12 protein-coding genes are annotated in these 17,604 nt (G+C 74.7%); 9 read left to right on the forward strand and 3 right to left on the reverse strand.

What is annotated here, in order from left to right; genetic code table 11:
- The first annotated feature begins 33 nt into the window (after positions 1 to 33).
- A complete protein-coding gene (locus JK356_RS07000; RefSeq protein WP_201866667.1) occupies positions 34 to 3,048 on the forward strand; it encodes a BTAD domain-containing putative transcriptional regulator in 3,015 nt (1,004 codons plus the stop codon).
- 83 nt (positions 3,049 to 3,131) lie between these two features.
- On the opposite strand, the gene JK356_RS07005 is transcribed toward JK356_RS07000, so the two are convergent.
- Complete coding sequence (locus JK356_RS07005) at positions 3,132 to 3,467, reverse strand: MerR family transcriptional regulator (RefSeq protein WP_201866668.1); 336 nt, start codon at positions 3,465 to 3,467, stop codon at positions 3,132 to 3,134.
- Positions 3,468 to 3,999: 532 nt separating this feature from the next.
- Between JK356_RS07005 and JK356_RS07010 the strand changes: the two genes are divergently transcribed.
- From JK356_RS07010 to JK356_RS07035, 6 genes are all read left to right on the forward strand, one after another.
- Complete coding sequence (locus JK356_RS07010; RefSeq protein ID WP_236670858.1) at positions 4,000 to 4,755, forward strand: SGNH/GDSL hydrolase family protein; 756 nt, start codon at positions 4,000 to 4,002, stop codon at positions 4,753 to 4,755.
- 269 nt (positions 4,756 to 5,024) lie between these two features.
- Positions 5,025 to 6,617 (forward strand): alkaline phosphatase, encoded by a 1,593-nt coding sequence (locus tag JK356_RS07015; protein ID WP_201866669.1) that lies wholly within the window; start codon positions 5,025 to 5,027, stop codon positions 6,615 to 6,617.
- Between the two features lie 244 nt (positions 6,618 to 6,861).
- Positions 6,862 to 8,346 (forward strand): SLC13 family permease, encoded by a 1,485-nt coding sequence (locus JK356_RS07020; RefSeq protein WP_307815440.1) that lies wholly within the window; start codon positions 6,862 to 6,864, stop codon positions 8,344 to 8,346.
- Positions 8,343 to 9,743, forward strand: a complete 1,401-nt coding sequence (locus tag JK356_RS07025) for a four-carbon acid sugar kinase family protein (protein ID WP_201866670.1) — start codon at positions 8,343 to 8,345, stop codon at positions 9,741 to 9,743. The genes JK356_RS07020 and JK356_RS07025 overlap by 4 nt, the downstream gene beginning before the upstream one ends.
- Positions 9,740 to 10,795 carry a 4-hydroxythreonine-4-phosphate dehydrogenase PdxA gene (gene pdxA, locus JK356_RS07030; protein WP_201866671.1) on the forward strand — a complete coding sequence of 352 codons (1,056 nt, stop codon included), beginning with the start codon at positions 9,740 to 9,742 and terminating at the stop codon, positions 10,793 to 10,795. Before JK356_RS07025 ends, pdxA begins: the two co-directional genes overlap by 4 nt.
- Before the next feature lie 49 nt (positions 10,796 to 10,844).
- Entirely contained in the window at positions 10,845 to 11,687 is an 843-nt protein-coding gene (locus tag JK356_RS07035; RefSeq protein WP_201866672.1) for a DeoR/GlpR family DNA-binding transcription regulator, read from the forward strand.
- 43 nt (positions 11,688 to 11,730) lie between these two features.
- Here JK356_RS07035 and JK356_RS07040 read toward each other — a convergent pair whose 3' ends face one another.
- Together JK356_RS07040 and JK356_RS07045 are read right to left on the reverse strand one after the other, a co-directional pair.
- A complete protein-coding gene (locus tag JK356_RS07040; protein ID WP_201866673.1) occupies positions 11,731 to 12,138 on the reverse strand; it encodes a family 1 glycosylhydrolase in 408 nt (135 codons plus the stop codon).
- 18 nt (positions 12,139 to 12,156) lie between these two features.
- Complete coding sequence (locus tag JK356_RS07045; RefSeq protein ID WP_201866674.1) at positions 12,157 to 13,116, reverse strand: aldo/keto reductase; 960 nt, start codon at positions 13,114 to 13,116, stop codon at positions 12,157 to 12,159.
- A 753-nt stretch (positions 13,117 to 13,869) separates the two neighbouring features.
- Between JK356_RS07045 and JK356_RS07050 the strand changes: the two genes are divergently transcribed.
- The gene (locus JK356_RS07050) at positions 13,870 to 15,621 is read left to right on the forward strand and encodes an IlvD/Edd family dehydratase (RefSeq protein WP_201866675.1); all 1,752 of its coding nucleotides are present in this window, start codon (positions 13,870 to 13,872) and stop codon (positions 15,619 to 15,621) included.
- A gap of 309 nt (positions 15,622 to 15,930) precedes the next feature.
- The gene (locus JK356_RS07055) at positions 15,931 to 17,439 is read left to right on the forward strand and encodes a hypothetical protein (protein WP_201866676.1); all 1,509 of its coding nucleotides are present in this window, start codon (positions 15,931 to 15,933) and stop codon (positions 17,437 to 17,439) included.
- The last annotated feature ends 165 nt before the right edge of the window (positions 17,440 to 17,604 follow it).

Here is a 17,604-nt window from a genome sequence, read left to right on the forward strand (position 1 = left end):
ACGAACCACCGACCACTCACGGGAGCACGAGTCATGGCGCAGCCCATCCCCTCCGGCGGCGGGAACCGCACGCCCGCGCAGGTGAAGGTCGGGCGAAGCTTCGGCGATGTGCTGAAGGCGGTCCTCGCGTTCATCGCCCTGCTCTGCCTGGTCGCCGGTGTCCCCCTCTCCCTCGCCTACTTCATCGGCTGGCCGCTGCCTGACGAGGCGCCCACCTGGGACATGCTCCAGGACGAGATCACGGCCAGCGCCTTGCTGAAGGTGCTCGCCGTCATGGTGTGGGTGGCCTGGGCGCAGTTCACCGCCTGCGTGCTGGTCGAGGTGCACGCCGCCGTCACCGGCATCGGGCTGCCGCGCCGGGTGCCCGGCGCCGGGCCGAGCCAGCTGCTGGCGCGGCAGCTGGTCAGCGCGCTGCTGCTGATCAGCTCGGCGGCGGCCTCGGTGACGCCGGTGCTCAGCGACCTGCCCTCGGCGTTCGACTCCTCCGGCCCGTCCGTGGTGGCGGAGCAGCAGGAGGAGACGCCGGGGCAGGAGCGCGGCCAGAGCCCGGGGCAGGCCGTGGCCGATCCCGCGATGAACCTGCCGGAGGAGGGCCGCGAGAACACCGCCGGACAGAGCACCAAGTTCTACCGGATCCAGCCGCCTGAGGGCCGTCACCATGACACCCTGTGGGGCATCGCCGAGCGCCACCTCGGCGACGGGCTGCGGTACAAGGAGATCTACCAGCTCAACAAGGACCGCGTGCAGCCGGACGGGTCGCGGCTGACCGAGGCGAGCCTGATCAGGCCGGGCTGGATCCTGGAGATGCCCGCGGACGCGCACGGCGGCGAACTGGTCGAGATGCCGGACGAGGCGGAGGAGCTGTCCGCCGAGGAGGCCGCGGAGTACGAGGAGTACCAGCGGACCGGTGGCGGTGAGCGGCCGGACGGCCCCGGCGGGGAGACGGCGGACGAGACCAGCGCCGAGCGGGCCGACCTGCCGCGGCCGGACGGGCCCGGTGGCCCGGGCACCGGCGGCGGTGACGCCCCGGCCGAGAACGCCCAGCAGGCGCCGGTGATCGAGGATCCCGCTGATTCCGCTGATCCCGCTGGTCCCGGCGGCTCCGGCGGCGGGGAGTCCGACGCCTCCGGCGAGTCCGCAGGCTTCGGCCTGCCCGAGGCGCTGATCGCGGCGCCGCTGCTGGCGGCCGGGCTGCTGGTGGCCCTGGGCCGCACCCGGCGCAACGCTCTGTGGCAGGCGGCGGCCGGCACGCTCGGCCGCGGCGTCGGCGACGGCCTGGCGCCGGGCACACCCGAGACGTTCAACGCGCGCGACGCCCTGCTGGTCGGCGCCGACCCGGAGGCGGTGGCGTTCCTGGACCGGGCGCTGCGCGTGCTGTCGGCCGCGCTCGACGCGCAGGGCCGGGCGCTGCCGCCGGTCTACGCGGCCTGGCTGGGGGAGAAGGAGCTGCACCTCCAGCTCGCCGCGCCGGCCGGCGCACCGCCCGAGCCCTGGCGGACGGGGCAGGGCGAGACGTACTGGATGATCGAACGGGACGGGCTGGACGGCGCGCCCGAGCCCGGCGCCGAGGCGCCGTATCCGGGCCTGGTCAGCCTCGGCATGCGCGACGGCCTGCGGCTGCTGCTCAACCTGGAGGCGGTGCCGGGGCTGGTGTCGGTGCGGGGCACGCCCGCGGACCGGGAGGCGGTGCTGGCGTCGATCGCGGCGGAGCTGGCCACGAGCGGCTGGTCGGACCGGATGACCGTCACGCTCGTCGGGTTCGGCGCCGACCTGACCGCGCTCGCCCCCACCCGCGTGCGGTGCCTGGACGACGTGGCCGGGCTGCTGGAGGTCATGGAGACGGAGACGAACCTGCGGCGCGGCGCGCTGCGTCACGCCGGACACGACACCATCCTCACCGGCCGTACCGGGCCCGCCCGGCAGCAGCAGTGGGCGCCGCACCTGGTCATCATCGGCACGGCGCCGAGCCAGGAGGAGGCCGACCGGCTGGCCGGGCTGGCCTCGGTGTCGGCGCCGCTGGGCATCGGCTATCTGGTGGCGTCCGACCGGCCGGACCTGCCGGGCGCGGCCTGGGAGTTCGAGATCACCCCGGACGGGCGGCTGCGGGAGCCAGTGATGGACCTGGAGCTGTCCGGGCAGCTGCTTCCCGCCGCCCACCGGGCCGCTGTCGTCGGCCTGTTCACGGAGCTGACCGCGCCGCCCGCCGGAGACGGCGGGCAGCGGGCCGCCGCCCCGGCGTTCACCGTCGATCTCACCGAGCGCGGCAAGCCGGAGGTGTACGCCCGGCTGCTGGGCGGCTACGAGCTGACCGGGCTGCCCGAGCCGGAGCCGGAGCGCGCCGCGCAGCTGCGCGAGGCGCTGGCCGTGCTGCTGCTGCACCGCGAGGGGGTGCACCCGCGGGTCCTCGCCGCCGCGCTGTGGCCGCGCGGCGTCTCCGACGACGTGCGGGACGCGCTGATAGACCGGCTGCGGGGGTGGCTGGGTACCGGCGCGGACGGCGAGCCGCGGCTGCGGCGGACGGCGGACGGGCGGCTGACGCTGTCGCCGCGGGTCTTCTCCGACTGGGACGTGCTGCGCACCCTCCACCACCAGGCGGTCAGCGGCCGGTCCGGGGCACCGGCGGCGCAGCGCGAGCGGCAGCTGTCCGACGCGCTGTCGATGGCCGCCGGGCCGCTGCTGGACGGGCAGCGGGAGTCGGGCGGCTACGGCTGGCTGGACCACGAGATCGTGGACGCCCAGTACCCGCTGCTGGTCGCGGACATCGCGCTGATGCTGTCGGGCGAGCAGATCGCGGCGGGCCGGGGCGAGCAGGCGTACGCCGCCGTCAGGACCGCGCTGGGCGCGGCGCCGATGGACGAGCGGCTGTGGAACGCGCTGCTGCGGGCGGCGCACGCCACCGGCCGCCGGGAGTGGCTGACGGGGGCGGCGGAGTGGCTGGTCGCCCACCACCGGCAGCTCTACGGGGAGGGGCGGTCCCTGCCGGCCGAGACGGAGGCGCTGCTGGATGAGCTGCTTCCGGCCTGGCGCGCGGGTTCGGCCGCCACGTGACGGCCCCTGCGGCCTCACGGCGCACCAGGCCCGCGCCGAGCGCCGGGGCGCGGCCGGCTAGGCGGTGAAGCCGGAGGGCTGAGCTAGGGGTCGGAGAGCAGACGGCGCAGCACGTCGCGGGTGCGGACGAGATCCTTCACGCGCGCCTCGATGAGGCGCACCTGCTCCCGCACCAGCCGGGCGGTGTCCGGCGTGAGGTCACCGTCGTCCCGGGCCCGCAGGACGAGGCGGATCTGCGACAGGCTCAGCCCGGCGGCCTGCGCACAGCGGATGAAGTCGAGCCGTTCCGCGCTCTCCGGCGGGTAGTCGCGGTATCCGGACGGCGTGCGCGGCGGCTCGGGCAGGAGGCCCGACCGCTCGTAGAACCGGATGGTCTTGGTGGTCACCCCTGCCGTATGAGCCAGCGTGCCGATGCGCATGGTCACAGAATAGGGACGCTCGGCAACGGGATCGGCTGGGAGAGTTTCTTCGCGCCAATTCCGTTCCGGTGCCTTCTCGTTGAAACGGTCAAGAGATGACTTTTTCTGTTCCTGATGCTGCTTCTTGCGATCGTTTCTCTTGCTTTCTTGCGCGTCGGTGTGCTCCGCCCGGAAGTGCGCGCCAGCACCGTGCGCCGATGGGAGCGCGCCCAGGGCTGGCCGTGAACCGCCGCCCTGCGCCCCGCGCCGGTAACAGAAGCGCACGCCGGGTGAACCGGGGTGAAGGGGCGCCGGACGGCGGTCAGTACGGCGGGCCCGCGCCGGTCAGCGGGCCGGGGCGGGCTGTGGCGCCGTCGTCAGGGTGGCGCGCGGCACGTGGTGGCACACCGGGCGCGTGAGCACGCCCTCTTCCGCCCAGCCTCCGCCATGGTGGAACATGTACATGCCATCGGGTGGCGCGGGGGCAGGCGCGCGGCCGGACGGGACGTGCCGCGTGACCCGGGGCAGATCCGTCGTTTCCCATGGAGCCGACATGCCCTTGACCAGCACGGGCGCGCCCCTCGGCCGCGCCCGCCGCACCCTCCTCGCCCTGCTCGCCATCGTCTCGGCGCTGAGCGTGGCCATGGTGGCCCGCCCGGCCCAGGCCGGCGCCCAGCAGCAGCCCGCCCAGGAGCCCGTGAGGATCATGCCGCTGGGCGACTCCATCACCGGCTCGCCCGGCTGCTGGCGCGCCCTGCTCTGGCAGGACCTGGTGGCCGCCGGACACACCGCGATCGACTTCGTCGGCACGCTGCCGGCCCAGAACTGCGGCATCGACCACGACGGCGACAACGAGGGCCACGCCGGCATCCAGGCCGTCGACATGGCCAACCAGAACCAGCTTCCGCCCTGGCTGGCGGCCACCAACCCCGACATCGTGATGATGCACCTGGGCACCAACGACGTGTGGGGCGCCCGCTCGACGCAGGAGATCCTGGGCGCCTTCACCACGCTCGTCGGCCAGATGCGCGACAGCAACCCGGAGATGGAGATCATCGTCGCGCAGATCATCCCGATGGCCCCGTTCAACTGCGGTGACTGCGGCCAGCGGGTCCAGGAGCTGAACGCCGCGCTGCCCGCGTGGGCCGAGGAGGTGAGCACCGACACCTCGCCGGTGATCCTCGTCGACCAGTGGACCGGCTTCGACACCGCCACCGACACCTACGACGGGGTGCACCCGAACGACTCGGGCAACCGGAAGATCGCCGACGCCTGGTTCCCGGCCCTCGACGCGGCGCTGTCCTCATAGGACGCCGCCGCTCGCGGCACCCCGGCACTCCCCGCCCGGCGCGCCGCCGTGCCGGGCGGGTGGGCCGGGGTGTCCTCACCAGGGGGTACTGACGGGACATCCGCCCGGGGCGTGGTGACGGAGCGTGAGGCACCCGGCAGAGCGTAAGGGCCCGGTCATGGTGACGCTGCGGCCGGCCCAGGCGTGTTCATCCGCCGGTCACGCGGCGGACGGGCTTCGCTGTTTCCCTGCCCGTGGCTGGAAGCCACTACGCGTCCGCAGGAGGAGCGTTGTCCCGTCACCCGCATGACACCACGTCAGCACCACCGTCGCGCCGCCGTTTTCTCGGCCTCGCCGGCGGCGCGCTCGCGGCCGGCCTGCCGCTGGCCGCCGCGACCCAGGCCCCCGCCTGGGCGGCGCCCCGTTTCCCCGCCAGCCCCTTCACCCTCGGCGTCGCCTCCGGCGATCCGCTGCCCGACGGCGTCGTGCTGTGGACCCGGCTCGCCCCCGACCCGGTGGCCGCCGACGGCACGGGCGGCATGCCCGCGCGCAGCGTGCCGGTGGAGTGGGAGGTCGCCGAGGACGAGCGGTTCGGCCGGGTGGTGCGGCGCGGCCACTCCGTCGCCGCGCCCGAGCTCGGCCACGCCGTGCACGCCGAGGTCACCGGGCTGCGCCCGGGCCGCGACTACTGGTACCGCTTCCGGGCCGGGCCGGAGATCAGCCCGGCGGGGCGCACCAGGACCGCCGTCGCCGCCGGTGACGAGCCCGAAGTGCTGAGGTTCGGGTTCGTGAGCTGCAACAACTACTCCGACGGGCACTTCACCGCCTTCCGGCACCTGGCGGAGGAGGACCTCCGGCTCGTCGTCCACCTCGGCGACTACATCTACGAGGGGCCCGGCAGCCGGAGCATCGGCCGGCCGCACCTGCCGGAGGCGGAGATCTTCTCGCTGGCCGACTACCGGGTGCGGTACGGGCAGTACAAGAGCGATCCGGACCTGATCGCCGCGCACGCCGCGTTCCCGTGGATCGTGATCCTGGACGACCACGAGGTCGACAACAACTGGGCCGGCGGCCTCGACGGGGAGGACAACGGCGGCGAGGCGTTTCTGGCCCGCCGCGCCGCCGCCCTCCAGGCCTACTACGAGCACATGCCGCTGCGCCGCGCCGCGCTCCCGGCCGGGCCCAGCGCGCGGCTGTACCGGCGGCTGGGCTACGGCAGGCTGGCCGAGTTCAACGTCGTGGACACCCGGCAGTACCGGGACAACCAGGCGTGCGGCGACGGACGGCAGTTCGACTGCGCCGAGCGGCTGGACCCGGAGCGGACGATGCTCGGGGCCGAGCAGGAACGCTGGCTGCTCGACGGGCTCGGCGCCTCCCAGGCCACCTGGAAGGTGATGGCCAACCAGATCTTCATATTCCAGGGCGACTCGGCGGCCGGCGAGCCGCAGGCGTTCGGCATGGACACCTGGGACGGCTACGCGGCGGCGCGGCAGCGGCTGTTCGACGGCATCCAGCGCCGCGGCGTGGCGAACTTCGTGGTCCTCACCGGCGATGCTCACCGCAGCGCGGCGGCCGACCTGAAGGCCGACTTCGACGACCCGGAGTCGGCGGTGATCGGCACCGAGTTCCTGGGCACGTCGGTCAGTTCGGGCGGCGACGGCAGCGACCAGGACGACTGGGGCCTCACCTGGCTGGCGGAGAATCCGCACCTGCGCTTCCACAACGCGCAGCGCGGCTACGGCCGGTGCGAGCTGACCCGGTCCTGGTGGCGCACGGACTACCGGGTCGTGCCGTACGTCTCCAGCCCGGGCGCGCCGGTCACGACCCGCGCGACCGTCCACGTCAGCGCCGGGGAGCCCGGCATCCAGGAGGTGTCCGCCTGACCGGGCCGCCGGGCAGTACGCCCGGCTCGCGGCTCCCGCACCCCCGCCCGGGCTGTGCCCCCGCCGCTATGACGGCGGCGGGGGCACACGCATGCCGGAAGCTGCTCATCGCGCGCCGGAACCACGCGACTACTGCGGGGTAGATGCGCAGTCTCGCAAATTTGTGAGCCGAAGCTGCTTGTTTTGCTCAACTTCGGGGTGCATGATGGCCGGCATACCGCTCCCCTGCCGGAGGAGGATCAACGTGGATCTCCAACTGCTGGCGGCCCTCGTCCTCGGGATCGCCACGATCGTCGTCGTCGTGCTCCGCACGCGCCTCGACGCCTTTATCGCCCTGCTCCTCGCCTGCCTGGTCACCGGGTTCGTGGCGGGCGCGCCCGCCACCGAGGTGCTGGACTCCATCACCGGAGGCTTCGGCTCCACCATGGAGTCGATCGGCATCGTGATCGGGCTCGGCGTCGCCATGGGCAAGATCCTTGAGGTCTCCGGGGCGGCCGACGCGCTGGCCAGGGCCTTCCTCCGGGCCTTCGGCAAGGGGCGGGAGCCGTGGGCCATGGCGGGCTCCGGGGCGGTGGTCTCCGTCCCGGTGTTCTGCGACTCGGGCTACGTGATCATGAACCCGCTGGCCCGGTCCATCGCCCGCCGCAAGGGCACCGGATACGTCACGCTCGCCCTCGCCCTCGGCTGCGGCATGACGCTCACCCACCACCTCGTGCCGCCGACGCCGGGGCCGCTGGGCGTCGCCGGGATCCTCGGCGCCGACCTCGGCAAGCTGCTGCTGGCCGGGCTGGTGTTCGCCGTGCTGCTGGTGCCCGTCGTCGTGGGGTACGCCCGCTGGATCGGCCCGCGGCTGGAGGGCTCGCTGCTGCCCGACGTCCGCGAGGCGGTGTACGGCAAGGCCGCCAGAACCACCGCCACCGCCGGTGTGGCTGCCGGCGGTGAGCCGGCCAGAACCGGCTCCGGCGGCACCGGCGACGCGCCGGGCGACGCGCCGGGCGACGCGCTCGGTCCCGCGCCCGAGGGCGCGCGGCCGCACCGGGTCACGGCGTTCATGGCGTTCCTGCCGCTGCTCGTGCCGCTGCTGCTGATCGTCGCGAACACGGCGGCCACCGCCATCGACCAGAACCGCCAGGGCGCGCTGGGCGGCGAGGGCTACGAGCCGTCCCGGCTGGCCGAGGTGCTGAGCTTCATCGGCAACCCGGTGGTGGCGCTGGTGATCGGCATCCTCATCGCCGTCTACGTGCTGCTGCCCCGCTGGACGCCGCGCCGGAAGGTCACCGGCTGGCTGGCCGAGGCCGCCGCCTCGGCCGGGCTCGTCCTCCTCATCACGGGCGCGGGCGGCGCCTTCGGCGCCGTGCTGCGGGACTCCGGCATCGGGGACGAGCTGGCGGAGGCCATCTCCTCCTGGAGCCTGCCGGCCGTGCTGGTGCCGTTCCTGATCGCCAGCATGGTCCGCATCGCCCAGGGCTCCGGCACCGTCGCGATGATCACGGCCGCCTCGGTGACCGCGCCGCTCCTGGACGGCCTGGGCATATCGGCCCTGCTCGCCGCCCTGGCCTGCTGCGCCGGCTCCATGGTGCTCAGCTACTTCAATGACTCGTACTTCTGGGTCGTCACCCGCTTCACCGGCCTCGACGGCACCGCCGCCCTCCGCGGCTGGTCCGGCATCACGACGGCCGTGTGGCTGGGTTCCCTGCCCCTGCTGCTGATCGCGAGCCTGTTCCTGTGACCGCTACTGCTCCTGCCACGCACACGCCGCCGCCCGGCGCCGGGGTGCTCGTCATCGCCGACGACCTCACCGGCGCCAACGCGGCCGCCGCCGGATTCGCGCGGGCCGGACTGCGCGCCGTCACGGCCGGGTCCTGGCAGCCCTACGCGGTGCTGCCGCAGTTCGCCGCCCGCTTCGACGCCGTCGTCGTCTCCACCGACACCCGGCACAGCCCGCCGGAGGAGGCGGCCCGCCAGGCCAGCGCGGCCCTGCGCGCCGCCTGGCCCGCCGCCCTGGTCTGCAACCGCGTCGACTCCACCCTGCGCGGGAACGTCGGCGCCACCACCCAGGCCGTGCTCGGTGCCGTTGCCGGCCTGACCGGCCGCCGCGCCGTCGCCCTGTGCGCGCCGGCGCACCCCGGGGCCGGGCGGCAGACCGTCGAGGGCAGGCAGCTGCTCGACGGCGTGCGGCTGGAGGAGACGGAGCTGGCGCATGACCCGCGCTCGCCGCTGCCCACCTCCGACGTCGCCGGGCTGCTCGCCGCACAGGCGCCCGGGCTGCGGGCGGCCCACGTCCCGCTGTCCGCGGTCACCGCCGAGCCGGCCCGGCTGCGCGAGCTGCTGCGCCGGCTGCTCGCCGAGGGCGCCGACATCGTCATCGCCGACGCCCTGACGACGGCGCACCTTGACCGCGTCGCCGAGGCGGCCGTCGCGGCGGGCGCCACCGCCGGGCCGGGCGGCGAGCCGGTCGCCTGGGTCGGCGTCGACCCCGGGCCGGGCTCCCTGGCGCTGGCCACGGCGCTGGGCCTGACCGCCCGCTCCGCCGCCGGCGCCCCCGTCCTCGCCGTCTCGGGCTCGACCACCCGCCTCACCCGCGCCCAGCTCGCCCGGCTCCGCGCCGAGCACGAGGTGCGGGTCGTCCGGCCCGTGCCGGACGGCCAGGGCGTCGTGCCCGAGCCGCAGGCCACGGCAGACGCGCTCGCCGAGGCGATGACGGCGGCCGGGCCGGGCGAGGTGGTGCTGCTGGCGACCGTGCTCGACGACGCGGACATCATCAGCACCCGGCCCGGCGACGCGGCCCGGCTGCCGGGCGCACTCGCCCGCGCCGTGCGGCTCGCCCTGCGGCAGCGGCCCGCCGACGGCCTGTTCGCCACCGGCGGCGACGTCTCGGCCGCGCTGCTGGCCGAACTCGGCGCCCAGGGGCTGGACGTCGAGGAGGAGCTGGTCCCGCTCGCCGTCGCGGGCACCCTCGTCGGCGGCCCCTTCGCCGGGCTGCCCGTCGTCACCAAGGGCGGCCTGGTCGGCGACCCTGGCACCACCTCGGCCTGTGTGACGCACCTGCGGCGCATGGCGGCGGCCGCCCGCCGCCAGGTGCCCGCCGCTCTCGCACCTACCGACACTCCGAAGGAGACAGCATGACCCGCCCCGTTCTTGCCGTGACCCTGGGCGACCCCGTGGGCATCGGCCCCGAGATCACCGCCCGCACGCTCGCCGAGGTAGCGGGAGAGGACGGCCACCACGGCATCGCCGTCGGCGACGCCGAGGCGCTCCGCCGGGGCGCCGCCGCCGCCGGGCTCGACGTCCGGGTCCGCGAGGTGACCAGCTTCGCCACCGAGCCGGCCGGTCCCGGCACCATCGACGTCTTCGACACCGGTGTGCTCGGCAGCGACCTGCCCGCCTGGGGCACCGTCGACGCCCGCGCCGGCCGCGCCGCCGTCGCCGCCATCGAGACCGCCACCCGCGCCGCGCTCGCGGGCGAGGTCTCCGGCATCGTCACCGGCCCGATCAACAAGGAGGCCATCTGGCAGGCCGGTTCGAAGCACCTCGGCCACACCGAGATGCTGGGCGAACTCACCGGCGTGACCCGGCAGAACACCATGTTCGTCGTGCGGAACACCGCCAAGCCCGGCCACCACCTGCGGATCTTCTTCACCACCCGTCACGTCTCGCTGCGCACCGCGCTCGACCAGATCACGCGGGAGCGGGTGCTGGCCGCCATCCGCGAGGCCGCTACGGCGCTGCGCGTCTTCGGCACGCCCAGCCCCCGGCTGGCCGTCGCCGCCATCAACCCGCACGGCGGGGAGAACGGCGCGTTCGGCGACGAGGAGATCGTGCACCTCGCCCCCGCGTGCGAGGACGCCCGCGCCGAGGGCATAGACGTCACCGGGCCCGTTCCGGCCGACTCCGTCTTCCACCAGGGCCTCACCGGCCGCTTCGACGGGGTGCTCTCGCACTTCCACGACCAGGGCCACATCCCCGCCAAGACCTACGACTTCAACGGCACCATCTCCGTCACCGTGGGGCTGCCCGTGCTGCGGACCTCCGTGGACCACGGCACCGCCTTCGACATCGCGGGCAGCGGCAAGGCCGATCACGGCACAATGCTGTCGGCGTACCGGGCGGCTGTGGACTACAGCCCCTCGGTGCCGGCGATCAGGGAGACCTACGGCACCGGCGGCGCCACGGCCTGAGGGCAGGACCTGAGGGCAGGACCGGAACACCGACGGAGGGAGCGCCAGGGTGGCACGGCCAGCGGCGGTCAGGCGCGGCACACGCGAGCGGCATGAGGAGCTGCTGCGGCTGCTGCGCGGCGGCATGACGCGCGTCGAGGAGCTGGCAGCCGCCCTGGCCGTCTCCCCCTCGACGGTCCGGCGCGACCTGAGCCGCCTCACCGACGACCGCAAGGTCGCCCGCACCTACGGCGGCGCCCTGGTGCCCGAGGCGTTCCAGGAGCGGCCCGTCACCGAAAGCGCGCTGCTGCGGCGCCAGGCCAAGGCGGGCATCGCCGCCGCCGCCCGCCCCCTGGTGCCCGGCGGCGGCTCCGTCTTCCTCGACGCGGGCACCACCTGCGCCGCCCTCGCCGAGCGGCTCGCCGACGGCCCGGCCCCTGGGCTGGTCGTCACGCGCGGCCTGGAGACGGCGACCGCGCTGATGGCGTCCGTGCGCTGCGAGGTCGTGCTCCTGGGCGGACGGGTGCAGCCGCTCAGCCACGGCCTGACCGGCCCGCTGACCGATCTGGCCCTGGAGCGGATGGCGTTCGACGTCGCGTTCCTCGGCGCCGACGCCGTGGACCCGGCGCGCGGCGTGGGGGAGCCCACGCTGGAGGAGACCGCCGTCAAGGAGCGGGTCGCCGCCCGGGCCCGCCGCGTGGCCGTCCTGGCCGACTCCAGCAAGCTGGCGGGCCCGAGCGCGCCCTCGTGGGCCCGGCTGCCCGGGAGCTGGACCCTGGTGACGGACGCGGACGCGCCCGGCGACCTGGACCAGCGGTGCGCCCAGGCCGGGGTGACGCTGATCCGCGCCGCCGACGGGGCCCGCGCCGGACGGGGCGCCGGCGGGGACGGGCGGCCCGCACCCGCCGGATGACGCGGGCGCCCCTGCGGCCGGCCAACGGGGAACGCCCCCGCGGTCACACGGCGTTGGCGCGCGTCACGCCGGCGAACCAGCGTCCGCTGTCTTTCACCGTGCGCCGGTGCGTGGCGACGTCCACGGGCACCAGCCCGAACCGCTTGCTGTAGCCATGGGCCCGCTCGGAGTTGTCCAGCAGCGTCCACACGACGGAGCCCCGCAGGTCCACGCCGTCGGACCGGGCACGGTGCGCCGCCCGCAAGCGGCTTCCCGCACAGGCCCGCCGCTCCTCGTCGTGCACGCGTCCCGTTGCCGTGACCTCGTCGGGGAAGGCGGCGCCGTTCTCCGTGACGTACCGCGGCAGCGGCCCGTACTCGCGCGTGACGCGGGTGAACGTCTCGCACAGCCCGTCCGGGGCGATCTCCCAGCCCAGCTGCGTGCAGGGCAGCCCCCGCTTGACGAACTCCATGCCGCGGCAGGGGACGGATCAGTACTGCCAGTGCGAAGCGGGCGCGGCCAGCTCTCCGAGGCTGAGCCACAGCTCGTCGGGTATGTCCCACTGGGCCAGGCGCATGGTCGCGGCCACCCGCTCCGGCCGGGTCACCCCGACTACGGTCGAGGCGATCCGGGGATCCCGCAGGGAGAACTGGAGAGCGGCGGCCGCCAGCGGCACGCCCAGCCGCGCGCACTCCGCCTCGATCCGCCGCACCCGCTCCAGGACCACGCGGGCGGCGGGCCGGTAGGCGTAACGATCCTGCGCCGCCGCGCCCTTGGCGAGGAGGCCGCCGCCGAACGGCGCCGCGTTGATGACGGCGATCCCGGCGCCGGCGGCGTCCTCGATCAGCTGGCCGGCCGACCGGTCCAGCAGCGTCCACCGGTTGTGGGTGAGCAGCACCTCGAAGACGCCGGTGGCAGCGAACCGGGACATCAGGCCGACGGGCCCGCCCGCCACCCCGATGTGCTGGGCCAGGCCCTCGTCGCGGATGCGCACCAGCTCCCGCACCGGGCCGCCGGGCGCCATCGCCTCCTCGAAGGTGAGGTGTTCCGGGTCGTGCAGGTACAGCAGCTGGAGCCGGTCGAGTCCCAGGCGCGTCAGGCTGCCCTCCACCGAGCGCCGCACCTGGGCTGCCGAGAAGTCACCCGTGGCGGCGTCCCGGTCGGCCTTGGTGGCCAGCACCGCGCCCTCAGGCAGCCCGCCCAGCTCCCGCAGCGCCGCGCCCACGCGCCGTTCGCTCTCCCCGTCGCCGTACCCGGCGGCGGTGTCGAGGAAGGGAGCGGGGGACAGCAGCGCCTCGCGCACCGTCGCGATGGCCCGTTCCTCGGGCACCTCGTAGCCGAACACCGCCGGCATGCTGGCCAGTCCGCTGCCGCCGAAGCAGACCGCGGGCACCGCCAGGCTCGTGTTCCCCAGGAGCCGCCGCGGCATCGCGGCTTCCGCAGTGCTCATGCGCCGCCTCCTGTCCGGCGCGGCGGGACTCCGCGCGGGCCGGTGGCCGTCCCGGCGGCCCGCGGCGTGCCCGGGCCGGTCGCGGCCGCGGCCGGGCGCAGGCGCAGCGGGCCCCGGCAGGGGCCGGGGGAGTGCCCGGCGTCGCTGACGCCGGTGCCGGCGTACGGCATCCCGTCTGGGGGCATGGAGACGGCCTTCCTCTCCGGTCGGGTGCTGGCGTCCGTGCCACCTGGCAGTGCCCTGAAGTCCGGACATACCGGGCGGTTGGCGACGGAGCCGGTGGCCGTCCCGCGACGGCCACCGCCGCATCCTCGCGCACGGAACCGGATACCGGCAGGGGAGGGGCCGGGAAGCGAGACGCGTGTCACGCCGGCGAGTTGGGGGCGCGCGCCGGTCGTGCACCCGCTCCGGCGTGGGAGAACGGCGCACGCACCGGTGCGAGCGCCGCTTTCTGGGGTTACTGTGGCGCACCGGGACACGCGTGAAGGGAACGGACGAGGATCATGGCGCCATGCGGGCGGTGAGACGCGGCGGACGCGGGGACGTCCGCTGCCAGGACGCGCCCGCTGTCCCGCTCATACCCCGCCGCCGTCCCGGCTTCGGCCGCCCCAGCGCGCCGCCCGCCCCCGGCTTATCCGCTGCCCCCGTCCCGGCCGCGCGGCCTCCCGCCGCCGGCCGCGGCAGCCACCCCACGAATCTCGTCCGCGCCCGTGACCGCGCGGACGGTACGCACCGCACCACTTGGGAGGCGACATGACCGAGCAGGCCAGCGGCGAGAAGGCCCCGCGCAGGCGCAGCGGCGCCTGGTTCCAGGCGGAGGGCCGCAACGGCTTCATCCACCGCTCCTGGATGCGCAACCAGGGCTTCGAGCCGGAGGTGTTCGACGGCCGCCCCGTCGTCGGCATCGCCAGCACCTTCTCCGAACTCACCCCCTGCAACGCGCACCTGCGGGACATCGCCGAGGCCGTCAAGCGCGGCGTATGGCAGGCGGGCGGCCTGCCGCTGGAGTTCCCCGTCATGTCGCTCGGCGAAACGATCATGCGGCCGACGACCATGCTCTACCGCAACCTCGCCGCCATGGAGGCTGAGGAGTCGATGCGGGCCAATCCGCTCGACGCCGTCGTGCTGCTGTCCGGCTGTGACAAGACCACCCCGTCGCTGCTGATGGCCGCCACCAGCGTGGACATCCCCGCGATCATGGTGACCGGCGGCCCCATGCTCAACGGCAAGTTCCAGGGCCGGGACATCGGTTCGGGCACCGACGTGTGGCGCCTGCACGAGGAGGAGCGCGCCGGGAAGATCACGGCCGAGGACCTCGCCGAGGCCGAGGTGTGCATGTCCCGCAGCCGGGGCCACTGCATGACCATGGGCACCGCCTCGACCATGGCCTGTCTCGCCGAGGCGCTCGGTTTCCAGCTCTCCGGCGCCGCCGCCCTGCCCGCCGTGGACGCGCGCCGCTACGCGCTCGCGCAGCTGACCGGCAAGCGCGCGGTGGCCATGGCGGACAGCGGGCCGCGCCCCTCCGAGATCCTCACCCGCGAGGCGTTCGAGAACGCCATCCGCGTCAACGCCGCGCTGGGCGGCTCTACCAACGCCGTCGTCCACCTCCTCGCCCTCGCCCGCCGCGCCGGAGTGGAGCTGAGCCTGGACGACTTCGACGCGCTGGTCGCCGACGTGCCCGTGCTGGTGGACATGATGCCCTCGGGCCGCTTCCTGATGGAGGACTTCGCCTACGCGGGCGGCCTGCCGGTCGTGCTGCGCGAGCTGGCGGAGGCCGGGCTGCTGCACACCGGTGCCCGTACCGTCGGCGGCGCCACCATCGGCGAGGACGTCGCGAACGCCCGCCGGTACAACGACGAGGTCATCCGCACCGTCGACAACCCGGTGCGCCCCGCCGGCGAGGGCACCGTCGTGCTGCGCGGCAGCCTGTGCCCCAACGGCGCCGTGCTGAAGGTCTCGGCGGCCAGCCCGTCGCTGCTCAAGCACCGCGGGAAGGCCCTGGTGTTCGACCGGGTCGAGGACTACATCGCCGTCGCCGACGACCCGGACCTGCCCGTGGACGCCTCCACCGTCATCGTCGTGCGCAACGCCGGGCCGCGCGGCTACCCCGGGTTCCCCGAGGTCGGCAACCCTCCCGTGCCCAAGAAGCTGCTGCAGCAGGGCATCACCGACGTCGTGCGCATCAGCGACGCCCGGATGAGCGGCACCGGCTACGGCACCTGCGTGCTGCACGTCGCGCCCGAGGCCGCGGTCGGCGGCCCGATCGCCCTGGTGCGCACCGGGGACTGGATCGAGCTCGACGTCGCCGCCCGGCGGCTGGACCTCGACGTGCCCGAGGAGGAGCTGGCCGCCCGCGCCAAGGAGTTCACGCCGCCAAAGCCGCCGCACGACGGCCGGGGCTGGACCCGCCTGTACACCGAGCACGTCCTCCAGGCCGACGAGGGCGCCGACCTCGACTTCCTCGTCGGCCGCAGCGGGAACGAGGTGCCGCGGCACTCGCACTGACCCGCCGCCGCCTCCCCTGGCCGCGCGCCGGGGGGGAGGCGCGGGCCCGGCCGCCTGACGAGCCCGCCCCCGGTGTCACGGGGGCGGGCGTTGCCGTGTGCGCTGATCTGATAGTTCTGGTGTGCGAAGTGACGGACCACTACTATCTCGCCGCGATGTGCAACCGTCGCCCGGCACCGGAGGTGATGCGGCATTACGGACGGTTGCCGGTTCAGCTGCCCCCGACCAGCCCGCAGCGAACCGTGGAAATATGATCATGGAACTGCTCCCATGATCGATCACGGTCCGCCGCCGCGCAGGAAGGAACCGATGCGTCCCCCCACGCTGCTCCGCGTCCTGCTGGAGAAGCAGGGCTGGTCGAGCTGGACCGCCTTCGAAACGCACTTCGCGCGCGCCGCCCAGCAAGCCGCCCAGGAGTTCGGCAACCACCGCCTGAACGGCCTGACCATCTCCAACACGACGTTCAAGCGGTGGCTGAGCGGTGACCAGATCCCCCGGGGTGACGCCCGCATGGTTCTGGAGTTCATGCTGGGCGTCACCGCGGAGCAGCTGCTCCAGCCCGCCCCGACGCACGAGGTGGTGACGCCGCGGGCCCCTCACCGCTCCTCCCTGGCCTCGGCGCTGGCGCTCGACAGCGCCTGGGCCACCTCCGCCCTGGCGCCGGCCTCCCCGGCGCCCGGCATGGACGGCGTGTGGCGGCTGAGCGGCATCGATTTATTCGACGGAACCTCCGTGGCGGTGCAGATGTACGAGGCGTCGGCGCTCGACGACGTCGTCCTCATCGGCCCGGAGGACCATCCGCACCTGACGGCGTTCGTCAAGCCAGCGCGCCGGGCCCTCGTGCTCGGTTCGCTCGGCGCCGACGGCGGCGCCGGTCTTTACGTGCTCGACGCGGCGTACGCCCGGCGTCACCTCGCTGTGGACCGCCCGGTCGACACGCTGCCCATCCCCAGGGCATATGGCATCGACGACCTCACCTACGGCATCGTCTGGGCCATGCTCAACGTGGACGACGGCCTGCTCGCCGACGACCACGCCCTGGAGAGCGAGCGGCAGGACCTGGACCACCAGCTCGCCAAGCGGCGCTCCGCCGTGGCCCGTTCGGCGGCCCCTGAGCTGTCGGCCATCGGGTCGAGCTGGCTGGGCTCGTTCTTCTGCTCGCTGTACTCGCACCGCCACCTGCCCCAGAGCGCCTGCCCGCCGCTGTCCTGGTCGCGCGAGCAGCGGGGGGAGGAGGCGGCGCCGCTGCTGTTCTTCCGGCACCTCCACGACAGCCTGGAGCGCACGGGAGACGCCCACGCCCGCGGCGGCGAGCCCTGCGGGCACGCCTTCTGCGTGCCCGAGACCGTCGTCAAGGAGAGTGAACGCTATGAGCGCACCCTGCTGTTCCTGGCGGTCGCCCTGCTGGAGAAGCACGGCATCACCGCATGGATCTGCCGCGAACCGGAGTACGCGCAGATCGACGCCTTTGCCCTGATACCTGGCGAGCGCGCCGTCGTCAGCAACTGGCTGCGTGCGGACGGCATCTGGCAGGTCGAGGCCACCAACCGCCGCTCCGAGGTCCACACCTACGGGCAGGCCATCGAACACGCCAGGAAGCACACCGTCGCCCCGGGCGCCACCCCGGCCCGGCGGCTGCGGGCCCTGGCCGACTACCTGGACCTCGACTGGTCCTGGCTGGTCCGCCGCTGCAACGAACTCGCGCAGTACGGCATCTGGGGCATGCTCAGGCCGCGGTCGCGGCTGCTGAGCCTCGACGCGCTGGACGCCACGCTGAGGTTCGTCGGCGGCTTCGACGCGGATAACGGCCGGGGCTGACACATGCCAGCGGCAGGTGTCGTTCCGGGGTCGTTCGCGCCGGTTCGCCGGCCCCTGCGCCGCGCGCCCCGCCGGGCGGGCGCGGCGCGGAACCCGCACGCCGCGCGGCACAGCCAGGCGGCGCGGTCCACGCCCGGCAGCCAAAACGACCGTCAAACGACCCGC

This window comes from Streptomyces sp. 7-21 (assembly GCF_016741785.1).
Lineage (GTDB): Bacteria > Actinomycetota > Actinomycetes > Streptomycetales > Streptomycetaceae > Streptomyces.